General features: G+C 75.3%; 17 protein-coding genes. 10 read left to right on the top strand and 7 right to left on the bottom strand.

Features of this window, described 5'->3' with window-relative positions; all coding sequences use genetic code 11:
- Positions 1 to 115 precede the first annotated feature (115 nt).
- The 7 genes from ACI796_RS16815 (at position 116) to ACI796_RS16785 (ending at position 4,645) form a co-directional block, all read left to right on the top strand.
- Positions 116 to 778 carry a TetR/AcrR family transcriptional regulator gene (locus tag ACI796_RS16815; RefSeq protein WP_456942367.1) on the top strand — a complete coding sequence of 221 codons (663 nt, stop codon included), beginning with the start codon at positions 116 to 118 and terminating at the stop codon, positions 776 to 778.
- A gap of 70 nt (positions 779 to 848) precedes the next feature.
- The gene (locus tag ACI796_RS16810) at positions 849 to 1,274 is read left to right on the top strand and encodes a hypothetical protein (RefSeq protein WP_456942366.1); all 426 of its coding nucleotides are present in this window, start codon (positions 849 to 851) and stop codon (positions 1,272 to 1,274) included.
- 46 nt (positions 1,275 to 1,320) lie between these two features.
- Positions 1,321 to 1,506, top strand: a complete 186-nt coding sequence (locus ACI796_RS16805; RefSeq protein ID WP_456942365.1) for a hypothetical protein — start codon at positions 1,321 to 1,323, stop codon at positions 1,504 to 1,506.
- A gap of 70 nt (positions 1,507 to 1,576) precedes the next feature.
- The gene (locus ACI796_RS16800) at positions 1,577 to 1,990 is read left to right on the top strand and encodes a lipopolysaccharide assembly protein LapA domain-containing protein (RefSeq protein ID WP_456942364.1); all 414 of its coding nucleotides are present in this window, start codon (positions 1,577 to 1,579) and stop codon (positions 1,988 to 1,990) included.
- Between the two features lie 148 nt (positions 1,991 to 2,138).
- Positions 2,139 to 3,983 (top strand): acyl-CoA dehydrogenase, encoded by a 1,845-nt coding sequence (locus ACI796_RS16795; protein ID WP_456942363.1) that lies wholly within the window; start codon positions 2,139 to 2,141, stop codon positions 3,981 to 3,983.
- Positions 3,984 to 4,208: 225 nt separating this feature from the next.
- Positions 4,209 to 4,460 carry a hypothetical protein gene (locus ACI796_RS16790; RefSeq protein ID WP_456942362.1) on the top strand — a complete coding sequence of 84 codons (252 nt, stop codon included), beginning with the start codon at positions 4,209 to 4,211 and terminating at the stop codon, positions 4,458 to 4,460.
- Positions 4,460 to 4,645, top strand: coding sequence for a hypothetical protein (locus ACI796_RS16785; RefSeq protein ID WP_456942361.1), 186 nt, complete (start codon positions 4,460 to 4,462; stop codon positions 4,643 to 4,645). Before ACI796_RS16790 ends, ACI796_RS16785 begins: the two co-directional genes overlap by 1 nt.
- Positions 4,646 to 4,709: 64 nt before the next feature.
- Here ACI796_RS16785 and ACI796_RS16780 read toward each other — a convergent pair whose 3' ends face one another.
- A complete protein-coding gene (locus ACI796_RS16780) occupies positions 4,710 to 6,080 on the bottom strand; it encodes an MFS transporter (RefSeq protein ID WP_456942360.1) in 1,371 nt (456 codons plus the stop codon).
- 239 nt (positions 6,081 to 6,319) lie between these two features.
- Between ACI796_RS16780 and ACI796_RS16775 the strand changes: the two genes are divergently transcribed.
- Both ACI796_RS16775 and ACI796_RS16770 read left to right on the top strand, forming a co-directional pair.
- Complete coding sequence (locus ACI796_RS16775; RefSeq protein ID WP_456942359.1) at positions 6,320 to 7,072, top strand: 3-hydroxybutyrate dehydrogenase; 753 nt, start codon at positions 6,320 to 6,322, stop codon at positions 7,070 to 7,072.
- A gap of 17 nt (positions 7,073 to 7,089) precedes the next feature.
- Positions 7,090 to 9,039, top strand: coding sequence for a helix-turn-helix domain-containing protein (locus tag ACI796_RS16770; RefSeq protein ID WP_456942399.1), 1,950 nt, complete (start codon positions 7,090 to 7,092; stop codon positions 9,037 to 9,039).
- On the opposite strand, the gene ACI796_RS16765 is transcribed toward ACI796_RS16770, so the two are convergent.
- Entirely contained in the window at positions 9,036 to 9,218 is a 183-nt protein-coding gene (locus tag ACI796_RS16765; protein ID WP_456942358.1) for a hypothetical protein, read from the bottom strand. The genes ACI796_RS16770 and ACI796_RS16765 overlap by 4 nt on opposite strands.
- 87 nt (positions 9,219 to 9,305) lie before the next feature.
- On the opposite strand from ACI796_RS16765, the gene ACI796_RS16760 reads away from it, so the two are divergent.
- Positions 9,306 to 10,181, top strand: coding sequence for a 3-methyladenine DNA glycosylase (locus ACI796_RS16760; protein WP_456942357.1), 876 nt, complete (start codon positions 9,306 to 9,308; stop codon positions 10,179 to 10,181).
- Here the strand turns inward: ACI796_RS16760 and ACI796_RS16755 are convergent.
- The 5 genes from ACI796_RS16755 to ACI796_RS16735 are packed head-to-tail and all read right to left on the bottom strand — an operon-like array spanning position 10,178 to position 15,071.
- Positions 10,178 to 11,326: a branched-chain amino acid ABC transporter permease gene (locus tag ACI796_RS16755; RefSeq protein WP_456942356.1), complete on the bottom strand. Its 1,149-nt coding sequence runs from the start codon at positions 11,324 to 11,326 to the stop codon at positions 10,178 to 10,180. The two genes, ACI796_RS16760 and ACI796_RS16755, sit on opposite strands and share 4 nt — an antisense overlap.
- Positions 11,323 to 12,207, bottom strand: a complete 885-nt coding sequence (locus ACI796_RS16750) for a branched-chain amino acid ABC transporter permease (RefSeq protein WP_456942355.1) — start codon at positions 12,205 to 12,207, stop codon at positions 11,323 to 11,325. Before ACI796_RS16750 ends, ACI796_RS16755 begins: the two co-directional genes overlap by 4 nt.
- Positions 12,204 to 13,028, bottom strand: coding sequence for an ABC transporter ATP-binding protein (locus ACI796_RS16745; protein WP_456942354.1), 825 nt, complete (start codon positions 13,026 to 13,028; stop codon positions 12,204 to 12,206). The genes ACI796_RS16750 and ACI796_RS16745 overlap by 4 nt, the downstream gene beginning before the upstream one ends.
- Positions 13,025 to 13,822: an ABC transporter ATP-binding protein gene (locus ACI796_RS16740; protein WP_456942353.1), complete on the bottom strand. Its 798-nt coding sequence runs from the start codon at positions 13,820 to 13,822 to the stop codon at positions 13,025 to 13,027. Before ACI796_RS16740 ends, ACI796_RS16745 begins: the two co-directional genes overlap by 4 nt.
- Before the next feature lie 28 nt (positions 13,823 to 13,850).
- Positions 13,851 to 15,071, bottom strand: coding sequence for a substrate-binding domain-containing protein (locus ACI796_RS16735; protein WP_456942352.1), 1,221 nt, complete (start codon positions 15,069 to 15,071; stop codon positions 13,851 to 13,853).
- Between the last annotated feature and the right edge of the window lie 81 nt (positions 15,072 to 15,152).

The following is a 15,152-nucleotide window of genomic DNA, read 5'->3' as shown; positions in this document are numbered from 1 at the left end:
TTCACCACCGCCCCGACCTGCGCGTTCGCCCCTCGGCACCCACGAGCGCGCAGCCGTGCCGGGTGCCCGGCGTGCCGCGAACTGATCCGTCACGGCAGGCGGCACGATCCCCCGTGTGACCGCCGCCGCCCTCTCCTTCGCCGACGCCGACAGCTCCGCCCCGGTCCGCCGCAGCCGCGCCGAGCGGGAGGCCATCGTCCTCGACACCGCGGAGCGGCTGTTCTCCGCCCGCAGCTCGCGCAGCGTCGGCATGGACGAGCTCGTCCGCGAGACGGGCCTGGGCAAGATGACGGTCTACCGGCTCTTCAAGAGCAAGGACGAGCTGGTCGGCGCCTACCTGGCCCGCAAGGCCGCCACGGTCCTCGGTCACATCGACGAGATCCTGCTGGCGCACCGGGACGACCCGCGCGGCGCGCTGCTCGCCGTCGTCGAGTACGTCGACGCCGACGTCACCCGCGCCGGCTTCCGCGGCTGCCCGTTCACCAACGTGAGCAGCGAGTACGACGACCCGGCGCACCCGGCCCGCAGCGCGGCCGCCGACTACAAGTTCGAGCTGCACGCCCGGCTCGAGCGGCTGGCCGAGCAGGTCGCGCCCGGTGTCGGCGAGGACCTCGCCGCCCAGGTCCACCTGATCATCGACGGCATGTACCTCTCCGGCGGCCTGCTCGGCCCGGACGGCCCGGCCGCCCACGGCCGCGCGCTGGCCGAGCAGCTGACCGACGTCGCGGTCGCCACCTCCGCCGCGGTCGCCGCCGCGCCGGTCGCCGTCCCCGCCTGACCCCCGCCGCCCGGCGGGTAGCCCCCCCGTTCGCCGGGCGGGCCCGGCGCGGGGCCCGCAGGATGGGCCGGTGACCGTGGACCGCAGCCGCCCCGACCTCGACGACACGACCGTCGAGGGCCTGGGCAGGCTCTCCGAGGCCCTGGAGACGATCGAGCAGGCCCGCGGCCAGCTCTACGGCTTCCACCAGCACTCCGGCAAGGCCGACCTGCTCCTGCAGGAGGCGGTGGAGCTGTTCCGGAAGGCCGGGCACACCGGGCTCGCCGACGACCTGGACCGCGACCTGGTCGGCCGCAACGTCATCGCCGACCGGTGGACCTTCCAGATCGTCGAGGACTACGACGCGAACTACTGGTCGGTCTTCCGCGCCTTCGACGAGCGGGCCCGCGAGGAGCTGGCCGACGGCGACCGGCACGTGTTCGAGGCGCGCATGAAGCAGCGCGAGCGCACCGCGGGGCACCCCGCGCACGAGGCCGGCCCCGCGCTCGACGACTGACGCCGTCCGGTCGCCGCCCGCCCGCCGGGGCCGCAGACTCGGGCGGGTGAGCACCCGCGAGCAGAAGATGCCCGAGCCGGACGAGCCGCGCTCCGTCGGCCCGCTCGGCAGCAGCACCTCCGGCCCGCCGGCGCCGGACTCCGACGGCCCCGAGAGGACCGGCCCGGCCGACGGCGCCGCCGGACCCTCCTGGCCGCCGGCGGAGACCGAGCCGGCGGCGCACCGGGACTGACGCCCCGCTCGCCGGGCGGAACCCCGGGGTCCGCGGTTTGAGGGGGCCCTCCCGCGGACAGTCCGCGATCATGACTGCTCCCGGTTCGCCCGCCGACCCCCGGTACCCCACCTCCGGCACGTCCGCGCCCGGCAGCGACCCGCTCGCCGGCGGCTACGGCACCCCCTCGACGTCCGCCGGCACCTCCCCCGCGGGCACCTCCTCTCCCGGCACCTCCCCCGCGACGACGCGGCCCTCCGGGCCGTCGCGCGCCGGGGCCGCCGGCCGCACCGTCGGCCGCGGCCTCGCCCTCGGCCTGCTGCTGTTCGTCACCGTCCTGCTCGTGCTGTTCGTCGTCTTCAACGGCCAGACGGTGCAGATCAGCCTCGTCTTCGGGGACGTGCAGGCGCCGCTGGTGGTGGCGCTGCTCATCGCCGCGGCGCTCGGGGCGCTGATCGCGGCGTCCGCCGGCCTCGTCCTGCGCGCCCGCCGCCGCAACCGCTGACCCTCCCGGCCCGGGACGCGCCCGACCCCTGCGGGCGTGTCCCGGCCCGCGGCCTTGCTCCTGGTTACCCGCCGGTAATAACGTTCGTTACCGGCGAGTAGGTAGCTGCTCGCCGTCCCGACGGCACGGAGCAACGGAGCCTGACCGCATGAGCCACTACACCGCGAACCTGCGGGACCTCGAGTTCAACCTCTTCGAGTTCCTCGACACCAAGGACCGGTTCGGCACCGGCCCGTTCGCGCAGATGGACGCCGAGACCGCCCGCGGCGTGCTCGCCGAGATCCGGCGCCTGGCCGAGGGCCCGGTCGCCGAGAGCTTCACCGACGCCGACCGCAACCCGCCGGTGTTCGACCCCGCCACGCACTCGGTGACGCTGCCCGAGTCGTTCAAGCGCTCCGTGCGCGCCCTCGAGGACGGCGAGTGGTACCGCCTGGACCTGCCCGAGGAGCTCGGCGGCTTCGGCGCTCCGCACGCACTGACCTGGGGCGCCTTCGAGATGGTCCTCGGCGCCAACCCCGCCGTCTTCATGTACGGCGCGTGGGCCGCCTTCGCCGCCGTCCTGCACGAGCTGGGCACCGCCGACCAGAAGCGGCTCGCCGAGCTCATGATCGAGCACAGGTGGGGCGCCACGATGGTGCTCACCGAGCCCGACGCCGGCTCCGACGTCGGCGCCGGCCGCACGAAGGCCGTGCGGCAGGAGGACGGGTCCTGGCACATCACCGGCGTGAAGCGGTTCATCACCTCCGCCGAGCACGACCTGTCCGACAACATCGTCCACCTGGTGCTGGCCCGCCCCGAGGGCGCGAAGCCGGGCACCAAGGGCCTGTCGCTGTTCGTCGTCCCCAAGTTCCACGTCGACCTCGGGACCGGCGCGCTCGGCGAGCGCAACGGCGTCCACGTGACCAACGTCGAGAAGAAGATGGGCCTCAAGGTCTCCACGACCTGCGAGCTCACCTTCGGCGACGGCCCGGTGCCGGCCAAGGGCTGGCTGGTCGGCGAGGTGCACGACGGCATCGCCCAGATGTTCAAGGTCATCGAGCACGCCCGCATGTTCGTGGGCACCAAGGCGATCGCGACCCTCTCCGCGGGCTACCAGCAGGCGCTGGCGTTCGCCAAGGAGCGGGTGCAGGGCGCCGACCTCACCGCCACGTCGAAGGACGCCCCGCGGGTGACCATCACCCACCACCCCGACGTGCGCCGCTCGCTCATGCTGCAGAAGTCCTACGCCGAGGGCATGCGGGCGCTGTACCTCTACGCGGCGAGCTTCCGCGACCAGGTCACCGAGGCCGAGGCCGCCGGCACCGCCGACAGCGAGGAGGCCGAGCTGGCCGCCCGCGTCAACGACCTGCTGCTGCCGGTGGTCAAGGGCTTCGGCTCCGAGCGGGCCACGCAGCTGCTCACGAGCGAGTCGCTGCAGACCCTGGGCGGGTCGGGCTACCTGCAGGACTACCCGATCGAGCAGTACATCCGGGACTCCAAGATCGACACCCTCTACGAGGGCACCACGGCGATCCAGGGCCAGGACTTCTTCTTCCGCAAGGTCGTCAAGGACGGCGGCGTCGCGCTGACCTGGCTGGCCTCGCAGATCCAGGCCACCATCGCCGCCGAGGCCGGCAACGGCCGGCTCAAGGAGGAGCGGGCGCACCTCGCGACCGCCCTCGGCGAGGTCCAGGCGATGCTCGCCGCGATGTTCGGGCAGCTCACCGGCGCCCAGCAGGACGTGACCAAGCTGTACGAGGTGGGCCAGAACACCACCCGGCTGCTGCTGGCCGTCGGCGACCTGGTCACCGCGTGGCTGCTGGTCCGCCAGTCCGAGGTGGCGCTGGCCGCCCTGGCCGGCGCGGTGAGCGAGAAGGACCGGCTGTTCTACGAGGGCAAGCTGGCCGCCACCCGCTTCTTCACCACCCAGGTGCTGCCGCGGCTGGCCGGCGAGCGGGCGATCGTCGAGGCCACCGACAACGCGCTGATGGAGGTCCCCGAGGGCGCCTTCTGACGGAGGACCTCGTCCTCCCGGCGGCCGCCGTCCCCTCGCGGGACGGCGGCCGCCGTCGTCTGTGGCGCCGGGAGCGGCGGACCCCACCGCGCGGTGCCCGTCCTCACGCCGCAGGGTGAGGCCGGGCACCACGCGGCGCGGGCGGTGGCCGACCCGCCGCCGGCCGTTTCGCCGGGACGACGGCGGGCATGCCTCCCGCGGCAGCGCCGTCGGACAGGAGGCACCATGACCGACCCGCAGGGCAGCGACCGCATCCAGCAGGACGTCCCGACCGCGTCGGGCTCGGGCGACAACAGCAGCACCGGGACCGGCTTCGACGACGTCCCCCTCACCCGCGACGAGGCCCTCGAGCGGGACGCCGCCTCCGGCGACGACCTGCCCGCCACGGCCGACGGCGACGTCGCCCGCGCCCGGGGCGGCGCGGCGTCCGGCGAGGTCCCCGGCCCCACCCCACGATCCGGAGGAGGCACCGACTGATGACCGAGCCCGAGAGCAGCGGCTACCACGACTCCCCCGCCACCTCGGACCCCGACGGGGACCTGGTGGACGGGACGCCCGGCCACGACCGCGGTGACGGTGGCGAGGCGGACACGACCCTGACCACCGACGCCGAGGCCCAGCGCGACGACTCCCTCGTCCGCGGCGGCAACGAGGCCGGCTGACCGGCACACGCCACGGGGCGCCCCCGATCCGGATCGGAGGCGCCCCGTGGCGTGTGCGCTGGGGTCAGACCCGGGTGGCCGCCCGGTCCGCCGTCGTCCCGACGGCGTCGTCCGCGGCGAGGTCGCGGACGCGGGTCTCGCCGTAGGCGAGGACCGCCACCAGCGTGACGACGGAGCAGACGGCCAGGTAGACGGCCACGCGCGTCGGGCTGGGCTCCTCGAAGCTGCCGAGCAGGGCGACCGCGATCAGCGGCGCGGGCGCACCGGCCACCACGGACGCCAGCTGCGCGCCGATGGAGACACCGGTGTAGCGGGCCTTGGTGCCGAACAGCTCGGCGAAGAACGCCGCCTGCGGGCCGTACATGGCGCCGTGGAAGAGCAGGCCGACGATCAGCGCCAGGACGACGAGGGCGAAGCTGCCGGTGTCGAACAGGCCGAACAGGGCGAAGCCCCAGATCCCGGTGCCGGCGGCGCCGAGCAGGTAGACCGGCCGGCGGCCGACGCGGTCGGACAGCGCGCCCCACAGCGGGATGGTCACCAGGTGCACCGCGGACGCGACGAGCAGCGCGTTCAGGGCGAACGAGGCGTCCAGGCCGAGCGCCTTGGTGAGGTAGGCCGTGGTGAACGCCGTGAGGATGTAGAAGGCGACGTTCTCGGCGATGCGCGCGCCCATGGCGACGAGCACCTCGCGCTTGTAGCGCTTGAGCACGACGGCGATCGGCGCCTGCTCGGCCGCGCCGGTCTCCCGGGCCTTCGCCTCGGCGACGCGCTGCGCCTCGAGGAACACCGGCGACTCGCTGACCGCCAGCCGCACCCACAGGCCGACCAGGATGAGCACGGCCGACAGCAGGAACGGGATGCGCCAGCCCCAGGCCTCGAAGGCGGCGTCGGACTGGAACGCGGCCAGCAGCGCGAGCACGGCGGTGGAGAGGAGCTGGCCGGCGGGCGCCCCGGCCTGGGGCCAGGAGGCCCAGAAGCCGCGGTTCTCGGGCCGGCCGTGCTCGGAGACGATGAGGACGGCGCCGCCCCACTCGCCGCCGAGGGCGAAGCCCTGCACCAGGCGGAGGAACACCAGCAGCAGCGGGGCGAGCGCGCCGACGGTCGCGTAGGTCGGCAGCAGGCCGATGGCGAAGGTGGCGCCGCCCATCATGAGCAGCGAGACGACCAGCAGCTTCTTGCGCCCGACCCGGTCGCCGAAGTGGCCGAAGACCAGCGCGCCGATCGGGCGGGCCGCGAAGCCGATCGCGTAGGTGCCGAAGGCCAGCAGGACGCCGGCGAAGTCGGAGGAGTCGGGGAAGAAGAGCGGGCCGAAGACCAGCGCGGCGGCCGAGCCGTAGAGGAAGAAGTCGTACCACTCGACGGTGGTGCCGATGATGCTCGCACCGACGACGCGGCCGAAGCTCCGTCTCTGGTGGGTCTGGGCGGGTGCGGACACGCGGTTCTCCTCGGTGGACGGATCCGGACCCGCCTGACGCTAGGAACGGCGCGGGGGCCTGCCCATGTGGCGGAGGCCAGTTCTGTGAACCAGGTCATGTGGTCCGCACCCATGTCCGGGCGCGGACCCGTGCGCCGACCGGCCGGGACGGGCGGTGTGGTCGGCACCCATCCCCGGCCCCGGAGGTGTGTGCGCCGCCGCCGTGTGAGCCACCCCGCTCGCGGCCTAGCGTCGCCGCCATGAGCGCGAAGGACCTCGAGGGACGGCGGGCGATGGTGACCGGCGGGGGGTCAGGCATCGGGCGTGCGGTCGCCGCCCGGCTGGCCGAGGCCGGCGCCGCGGTGGTCGTCGTCGACCGGGACGGCGCGGCGGCCGAGGAGGTGGCCCGCACCGTGGGCGGCAGCGCGGTCGCCGTCGACCTGTCCGACCTGGCCGCCGTCGACGCGCTCGACCTCGACGTCGACGTGCTGGTCAACAACGCCGGCTTCCAGCACGTCGCGCCGCTGCACGAGTTCCCCGTCGAGGTCTTCTCCACCATCCAGCGGCTCATGGTCGAGGCGCCGTTCCGGCTGGTCCGCGGCGCGCTCCCGCACATGTACCGGCGCGGCTGGGGCCGGGTGGTCAACGTCAGCTCGGTGCACGGGCACCGGGCGTCGCCGTTCAAGTCCGCCTACGTGACCGCCAAGCACGCGCTCGAGGGCCTGTCGAAGGTGGTGGCGCTCGAGGGCGCCCCGCACGGGGTCACCTCCAACTGCGTGGCCCCGGCCTACGTGCGGACGCCGCTGGTGGAGGGGCAGATCGCCGACCAGGCCCGCAGCCACGGGATCTCCGAGGACGAGGTCGTCGAGCAGGTCATGCTCGCCCCGGCGGCGCTCAAGCGGCTGATCGAGCCGGCCGAGGTCGCCGACGCCGTCGCCTGGCTGTGCTCCCCCGCCGCGGCCTCGGTCACCGGCACCTCGCTGCTCATGGACGGCGGGTGGACCGCCCACTGATGGCCCGACCGGGGAGGATGCCGGTCGTGGCCCGCACCGCAGCGCTGCCCGCCGACGGCCCCGGCCGCACACCCCGGGTGCCCTCGGCGGCCGCCGAGTACCTGCAGATGGTCCTCGACGACGCTGCGGCCATCGAGTACGAGGGCCCGCTGGTGCGCGCCCGGACCGCCGGCGCCGACCCCGCCACGCTGGCCGAGCTGGAGCGGGTCCGGCTGCTGGCCCTGCAGGTGCGCGCCGCCTTCGCCGCCCGCCGCCGGCGGGAGTCGGAGCTGTCGGCGCTGTTCGACACCGCGAGCGACCTCGCCACGCTGCGCGGCGTCGACTCGGTGCTCGTCGCGATCGTCCGCCGCGCCCGCCAGCTGCTGGGCACCGACGTCTCCTACCTGACGCTCAACGACGACGCCCACGGCGACACCTACATGCGGGTGACCGACGGCTCGGTGTCGGCCCGCTTCCAGGCGCTGCGGCTGCCGATGGGCGAGGGGCTGGGCGGGCTGGTGGCCCAGACGGCCGCGCCCTACGCGACGGCGAGCTACTTCACCGACGCCCGGTTCCACCACACCGACGACATCAACGGCGGCGTCCGCGAGGAGGGCCTGGTCGCCATCCTCGGCGTGCCGCTGATCCGCGGCTCGCAGGTGATCGGGGTGCTCTACGCCGCCGACCGGTCGGAGCGGACCTTCGACCGGTCCGAGGTGGCGCTGCTCGGCTCGCTGGCTGCGCACGCGGCGATCGCGCTGGACAACGCGCGGCTGCTGGAGGAGACCCGGGCCGCCCTGGAGGAGCTGTCGGCGGCCACCCGGGAGCTGCGGGAGCACACCGAGTCGGTGGAGCGGGCCGCGGGCGCGCACGACCGGTTCATCGACGTGGTGCTCCGCGGGGGCGGCGTCGAGGGCGTGGCCGCGGCGGTGACCGACGCCCTGGGCGGGCGGATCACCGTGATCGACGAGGAGGGCCGCCCGTCCCCCGCGGCCGACGGCGGCGGCGCGCTGCCGCCCGACCCGGCCGGCGCGCTGGCGCTGGCCCGCTCCACCGGCCGCACCGTGCGCGACGGCGACTGGTGGACCGCGGCGGTGACCGTGGGCAGCGACCTGCTCGGCGGGCTGGTGCTGCAGCGCGAGGGCGACCTGTCCGACGCCGACCAGCGCATCCTCGAGCGCGCCGCGCTGGTCACCGCGCTGCTGCTGCTCATCCGGCGCACCGCCGGCGAGGCCGAGGGCCGGGTGCGCGGCGAGCTGCTCGACGAGCTGCTGACCGTGCCGCTGCGCGACCCCGACGGCCTGCGCGAGCGCGCCCGCCGGCTGGGCACCGACCTGGACCGGCCGGCGTCGGTCGTCGTCGTCCGGGTGGAGGAGCGCTGCCGCGGCCGGGCGCTGGCCGCCGCCGCGCACCTGGCCGCGACCCGCGGGGGGCTCGCCGGGGTCCGCGACGGCCGCGTCGTGCTGTGCCTGCCCGACCTCGCGCCGGGAGCGGCGGCCGCGCTGGTGCGCCGCGAGGTCGCCGCGGCGGTCGGGCGGCCGGTCACCGCCGGCGGCGCCGGGCCCGCGCCCGGCCCGGCCGCGGTGGCCGGCGCGTGGGCCGAGGCCGCGCGGTGCGCCTCGACGCTGGAGGCGCTGGGCCGCACCGGGGAGTCGGCGTGCGCGGACGAGCTGGGCTTCGTCGGCCTGCTGGTGGGCGAGGGCCGCGACGTGCCCGGCTTCGTGCAGGCCACGCTGGCGCCGGTGCTCGACTACGACGCCCGCCGGGGCACCGACCTGGTGGCCACGCTGCGGGCCTGGTTCGACACCGGCGGCTCCCCCGCGCGGGCGGCCGAGGTGCTCAACGTGCACGTCAACACGGTCACCCAGCGGCTGGACCGGGTCGGCCGGCTGCTGGGCCGCGACTGGTCGGCGCCGGAACGGGCGCTGGAGGTGCAGCTGGCGCTGCGGCTGCACCGGCTGACCGCTGCCGAGGGCGCCGCCGGCTAACCGGGCGCCCCTCCGGGCGGGAAGACCGTGTTCAAGGCGTCGTGGCGCTTCCCGCAGCGCCGGCAGACCTTCTCGTCCGGGCCGCGCAGCCGCTCGTCGTCGGGGTGCCGCTGGACGTAGGCGTGCAGCCCCAGGCGGCAGAGCAGCGGCTTCGGGGTGGTCCGCGCGTCGCCGGCCATGGCGATCGCCTCCCTCGTCGCAGACCCCCAGGCTGGCACCGTCCCGTCCCCGGCCGGTGGGTCGGAGGACCCTCCTACCCTGGTCCGGTGAACGCCGTCCTCCCCCGCCTGCCGGCGGCCGAGTGGACGGCGCGGGCGGCCGCGCACCACGCGCGGGTGGAGCGGTGGACCGCGCCGCACCGCGACCGCCGCCGCCGGGGTGAGGAGCACCCGGTGCTGGACTTCCTGTTCACCTACTACTCCGAGACGCCGTCCCGGCTGCGCCGGTGGCACCCGGGGCCGGGCGTCGCGCTGGCGCCGTCGGCGCAGGGGCCGGCGCCGCACGCGGCCTGGCGCTGGTACGCGACCGGCGACGACGGCGCGGTGCGGCTCGACGTCGCGGCCTTCCTGGCCGACCGGGCGCCGACCGTCCGCTTCGTCCGGGACCTGCTCGCCGCCACCGCGTCGCGGCCGGCGCAGACCGGCTGCTTCGGGCTGCACGAGTGGGCGATGGTGCACCGCGCCGGCGAGCGGCGGCACGTGGTCCCGCTGCGGCTGGGGCAGGCGGGCACCGACGCCGTCGTGGAGGCGCACGCGATCCGGTGCAGCCACTTCGACGCGTTCCGGTTCTTCACGCCCTCCGCCGTCGGGCTCAACCGGCTGCAGCCGACGCGGGAGACGCAGGTCGCGATGGAGCAGCCGGGCTGCCTGCACGCGACGATGGACCTCTACAAGTGGGCCTACAAGCTCTCCCCCGCGGTGCCCGGTGAGCTGGTGGCCGACTGCTTCGAGCTCGCCGTCGAGGTGCGCGAGCTGGACATGCGGGCCTCGCCCTACGACCTGGCCGACCGCGGCTACGCGCCGGTGCGGATCGAGACGGCCGAGGGCAAGGCGGAGTACGTGGCCGCGCAGCGGGGCTTCGCCGAGCGCGCGGCCCCGCTGCGGCGGCGGCTGGTCGAGGTCTGCGACGCCCTGCTGGGCTAGACGCCGTCGCGGGGGCCGGCCGCGCCGACGCCCACCCCGCGGGACGCCGTCTCCCGCAGCTGCTCGACCACCCGGCCCGGCGGCGGCGTCGCCCCGCCCGACGGCGCGGCGGGACGGCGGCCCGAGCGGCGCTCGCGCAGCCGGGCGACCAGGCCCGCGATGCCGCCCGGCACGAAGAAGACGACCACCACGAACAGCGCGCCGAGCAGGAACAGCGGCTCCGACAGCGGCACCCGCAGCCAGGCCGGCAGGTCCTGCACGGCGGTCGAGGAGGCGAGGTCGGTGAGCCGACTGTCGAGGTAGGTGTAGAGGACGCCGCCGAGCACCGCGCCCCACCGGCTGCCCGCGCCGCCGAGCACCACCATGACCAGCAGGCCGAGGGTGAAGTCGGCGGTCGTCGTCCGCGGCGTGGAGCCGCCGAGCAGCAGCAGGTGCACCACCCCGCCGAGCGCGGCCAGCAGGCCGGCGAGGACGAAGACGACCAGCTTGAACGAGTAGGGCCGCAGGCCCAGCACCTCGACGCGGCGCTCGTTCTCCCGGATCGCCTGCCACACCCGCCCGGCCCGCGAGCCGGTCACCCACGCCACGACGACGTAGACGACGGCGAGGTAGGCCAGCGCCAGCCAGTACAGGTTGACGGTGTTGAGGACGCCGACGAACGCGTCGGGCACGGCCGAGCGGTCCAGCGCCAGGCCCTCCTCGCCACCGGTCAGGCCGCCGGGGTCGCGCAGGACGACGATCGACCCGACCTGCGCCATGGCCAGCGTGACCATGGAGAAGGCGATGCCCGAGACCCGCAGCGCCACCCCGCCGACCAGCAGCGGCAGGGCGGTGCCGACCACGGTGGTCAGCGCGAGCGCCGCGCCCAGGCCCCAGCCGAGCTCGGTGAGCGCCAGGTTGGCCACGTACGTGCCGGCCGCGAAGTAGAGCGCGTGCCCGAACGACAGCAGCCCGGTGAACCCGAACAGCAGGTCGTAGGACAGCGCCACCCCGCCGAAGACCAGGCACAGCGCCAGCAGTTGCAAGGTGCCGGGGCTGTTGAGGACGCCGTCGAACAGACCGGGGACCTGCAGCGTGGAGTACGGCAGGACGGCCAGGACGACGAGGACGACCAGCGGCGCCAGCCGCGTCAGCTTCGGGCTCATGCCACCCTCGCGGTCAGCCCGCCGGGGCGGGTCAGCAGGACGACGGCGAGCAGCAGGACGACCGACAGGTCCCCCACCCCGCTGGCCGCGTAGTAGTTGGCGAACTGCTGCACGAGCCCGACGAGGACCGCGGCCACCGCGGCGCCGGTGATCGAGCTCATCCCGCCGATGACGACGACGATGAAGGCGAAGATCAGCAGCGAGGTGCCCTGGCCCGGCGAGATCGAGCCGAGGTAGACCCCGCCGAGCGCGCCGGCCAGCGCCGCGAACGCGCCGCCGATGGCGAAGACCAGCGTGAACGCCCGCCGCACGTCGATGCCGAGCGCGGTGACCATCGACCGGTTCTCCACGCCGGCGCGGATGACCAGGCCGAAGCGGGTGTAGCGGAGGAAGGCCAGCACGGCGAGCAGCACGACGACGGCGCTGCCGATGAGCAGGAAGCGGTCGTTGGGCACGCTGGCGCCGAGCACCGACGTCGTGTCCTCGGCCCACGCCGGCGCCGGGAACGGCCGCGGGTCCGCGCCCCAGATCGCCCGCACCAGCGCGACCAGCGCCAGGCTCAGCCCCACGGTGACCAACACCTGCTCGATGTGCCGCTCGTACAGCGGGCGGATGAGCAGCAGCTCGATCAGCGCGGCCACGACCGTGCCGACGGCGACCCCGAAGGCGACGGCGAGGGCGAAGCCCCACCCGCCGGACCCGGCGCCGGGCAGGTTCTCCGAGGCCCACCAGGTGCCGTAGGCGCCGATGGTGAGGAAGGCGCCGTGGGCGAAGTTGAGCACGCCCATCAGCCCGAAGATCAGCGAGAGCCCCGAGGCGACGAGGAAGTACAGCGCCGCGAGCCCGAGGCCCGTGACCGTCAGCAGGACGACCGTGCTCATGCGCCGGCCTCGCCGGCGCTCGTCCGGTGCATGGACACCCGTGGCTCCGTCTCCGGTGGGCTCGCGAGCTCGCCCGCTGCGTGCGCACCCCCGCTCGTGGCGACGCCGAGCAGCTCGCGGGTGCGGTCGGCGTCGGCCAGCAGCTCCGGCGCCGGCCCGCTCCACACCGCGCGCCCCTGGTCGACGACGACGGCGTCGGTGGCCATGCGGCGCACCACGGACAGGTTCTGCTCGACGAGCAGCACCGTCACCTCCTCGGCGGCGCGGGCGAGCACGTCGGCGACCTCGGCGACCAGCAGCGGCGCCAGGCCCTTGGTCGGCTCGTCGACGAGCAGCAACTGGTTGTCGTTGAGCAGCAGCCGGGCGATGGCCACCATCTGCTGCTGGCCGCCCGAGAGGGTCCCGGCCAGCTGCCGGCTGCGCTTCTCCAGCTCGGGGAAGAGCTCGTACACGCGGTCGGGGTGGTGCGCGGAGTCGCGCCGCTCGGCCAGCGTGAGGTTCTCGGCGACGGTCAGCCCGCCGAAGACCTCGCGGTCCTCGGGGGCGTAGCCGACGCCGAGCCGGACGACGTCGTGGGTGCGCCGGCCCGACAGCCGGTGCACGCGGCCGGCGGCGTCGGTGAGCTCGATGCGGCCGGTCGAGGGCACCAGGCCGAGCACCGACTTGACCGTCGTCGTCTTGCCCGCGCCGTTGCGGCCGAGCAGCGCGGTGACGCCGCCGCGGCGGACGGTGAGGTCGACGCCCTGCAGGACGTGCGACCCGGACAGCCGGACGTGCACGTCGGAGAGCCGGAGCAGCACCGGCCGGTCGGCGGCGGTCACAGCTGGTCCCCCAGGTAGGCCTCCTGGACGACGGGGTCGGCGGTGACCCGCGCCGGGGTGTCGAGTGCGAGCAGCGCGCCGTGGTGCATGACGGCGACCCGGTCGGCGAGGCCGAGCAGGACGTCCATGTGGTGCTCGACCATGAGCACCGTCCGGCCCTCCTCGCGGTGCACGTCGGCGATGACCTGCGTGAGGCCGGCGACCTCCCCGGTGCTCACGCCGGCCATCGGCTCGTCGAGCAGCACGACGGCGGGGTCGGTGGCCAGCAGGATCGCCAGCTCCAGCTTGCGCTTGTCGCCGTGGGAGAGGGACCCGGCCAGCGCGTCGCCGCGGGCGGCGAGGCCCACCCGGGTCAGCGCCCGCTCGGCCACCTCGAACGCCCGGTCCGAGGCGCGCACCCGCTGCCAGGGCCGCAGGCTGCCGCCGAGCCGGGCCTGCGCCGCCAGGCGCACGTTCTCCCGGACGCCGAGGCCCGCGAACACCGACGAGGACTGGAAGGTCCGGCCCAGCCCCAGGCGGGCCCGCGCGGCCGGGCTCGAGCGGGTGATGTCGGCGCCGTCCAGCGTGATCGTCCCGGCGGTGACCGGCAGCAGGCCCGAGAGCAGGTTGAACAGGGAGGTCTTGCCCGCCCCGTTGGGTCCGATGACGGCGACGAACTCGCCGGGCGCGACGTCGAACGAGACGTCGGAGACGATGACCGCGCCGCCGATCGCGCAGGTCAGGCCGGCCACCCGGAGCACCGGCCCGCCCGCGGGGCGGGCGGCCGGTGCCGGGGCGGGGAGGGAGCTGGTCACTGCCCGGTCCTCGGGAGGAGCGCCCGGGTCAGGAGGTGGCGACCGGCGGCGCGGTGGCCTCCGGGTCGAGGGTCTCGACCAGCACCGGGACGAGCTGGTCACCCTGCTGCTCCAGGCGGGCCTGGAACATCGGCTGCAGGAGCGCGTGGTCCTCCTCGCGGATGGTCAGCTCGCCCTTGACGCCGTCGAACTGCCAGCCCTCGAGCGCGTCGACCATGGCGCCGACGTCGTCGCCGCCCTCCTGGAGCGCGTGCACCACCATCTGCGCGGCGGTGAAGCCGTCCGGGGTGAACAGGTCGACCGTGCCGCCGGCCTCCTCGACCCGCTCGGTCATCGCCTGGCTGACCTCGTTGTCCACGGCCTCGGCGAAGAAGTGCGACAGGTAGTCGATCTGCGTGGCCTGCGCGCCGTAGGTGGCGTAGCTGGCGCGGATGTCCAGGCCGGTGACGACGGTGGTGGAGTCGAGCACGCCCTGCTGGCCCATCGCCTGCCACATGGCCGGCGCGGTCTCCCCGGCCCAGGCGACGAAGACCAGGTCGGCGCCGGCGTCGCGGGCCTGCGAGGCGAACGGCGTGAAGTCGGTGGCGCTGGCCGGCACCAGCAGCGGGGTGACGGTGGCCCCGGCCTCGCCGAGGACGGCGGTCACGGCGCCGACGTTGGCCTGGCCGAAGGCGCTGTCCTGGGCGAAGACCAGCACGTCCTTGCCCTGCGCGTCCCCGATGAACGACTGCGCGGTGAGGATGTCCTGGTAGGTCTGCCGGCCCGACCGGAAGGTGTTGTCGTTGACGCCGGTGACCGCGTCGGTGGCGGCCGGCCCGGAGATGAACAGGACGTCGTTCTGCTCGGCCAGCGGCGCGACCTGGGTCGCCACGCCCGAGGCGGTGGACCCGGCCAGCACCCGCACGCCCTGGCCGATGAGGTCGGTGGCCTCGGCGACGGCCTTGGCCGGGTCGCCGGCGTCGTCGCGCTCGACGACCTCGATCGGCCGGCCGTCGACCTCGCCGGTGCCGTCGGTGGCGTAGTCCAGGCCGGCCTCGAAGCCCTGCAGGTACTGCTCGCCGTAGGTGGCCAGCGGCCCGGTGGAGGAGAACACGAGCCCGACCCGGATCGGCTCGCTCTCGCCGCCGCCGTCCCCGCCGCTCCCGCCCGAGGAGGCGGCGGTGGGGCTGCCGCAGGCGGCGACCGAGAGGGCAAGCGCGGCGCCCGTGGCGAGGACGGCGGTCCGGGACCGGTGGCGGGGACGCGACATGGCGAACTCCTCGGGGGTGTGCGACGGTGCACGGTTGCTGCTCCGGACGGTCCCGTCCGGCGTGGTCTGGACCACACCGTA

This window comes from Geodermatophilus sp. SYSU D00525, from assembly GCF_054050475.1.
Note: the sequence above shows the minus strand (reverse complement) of the source record. Positions and strands in the feature narration are given on the sequence as shown.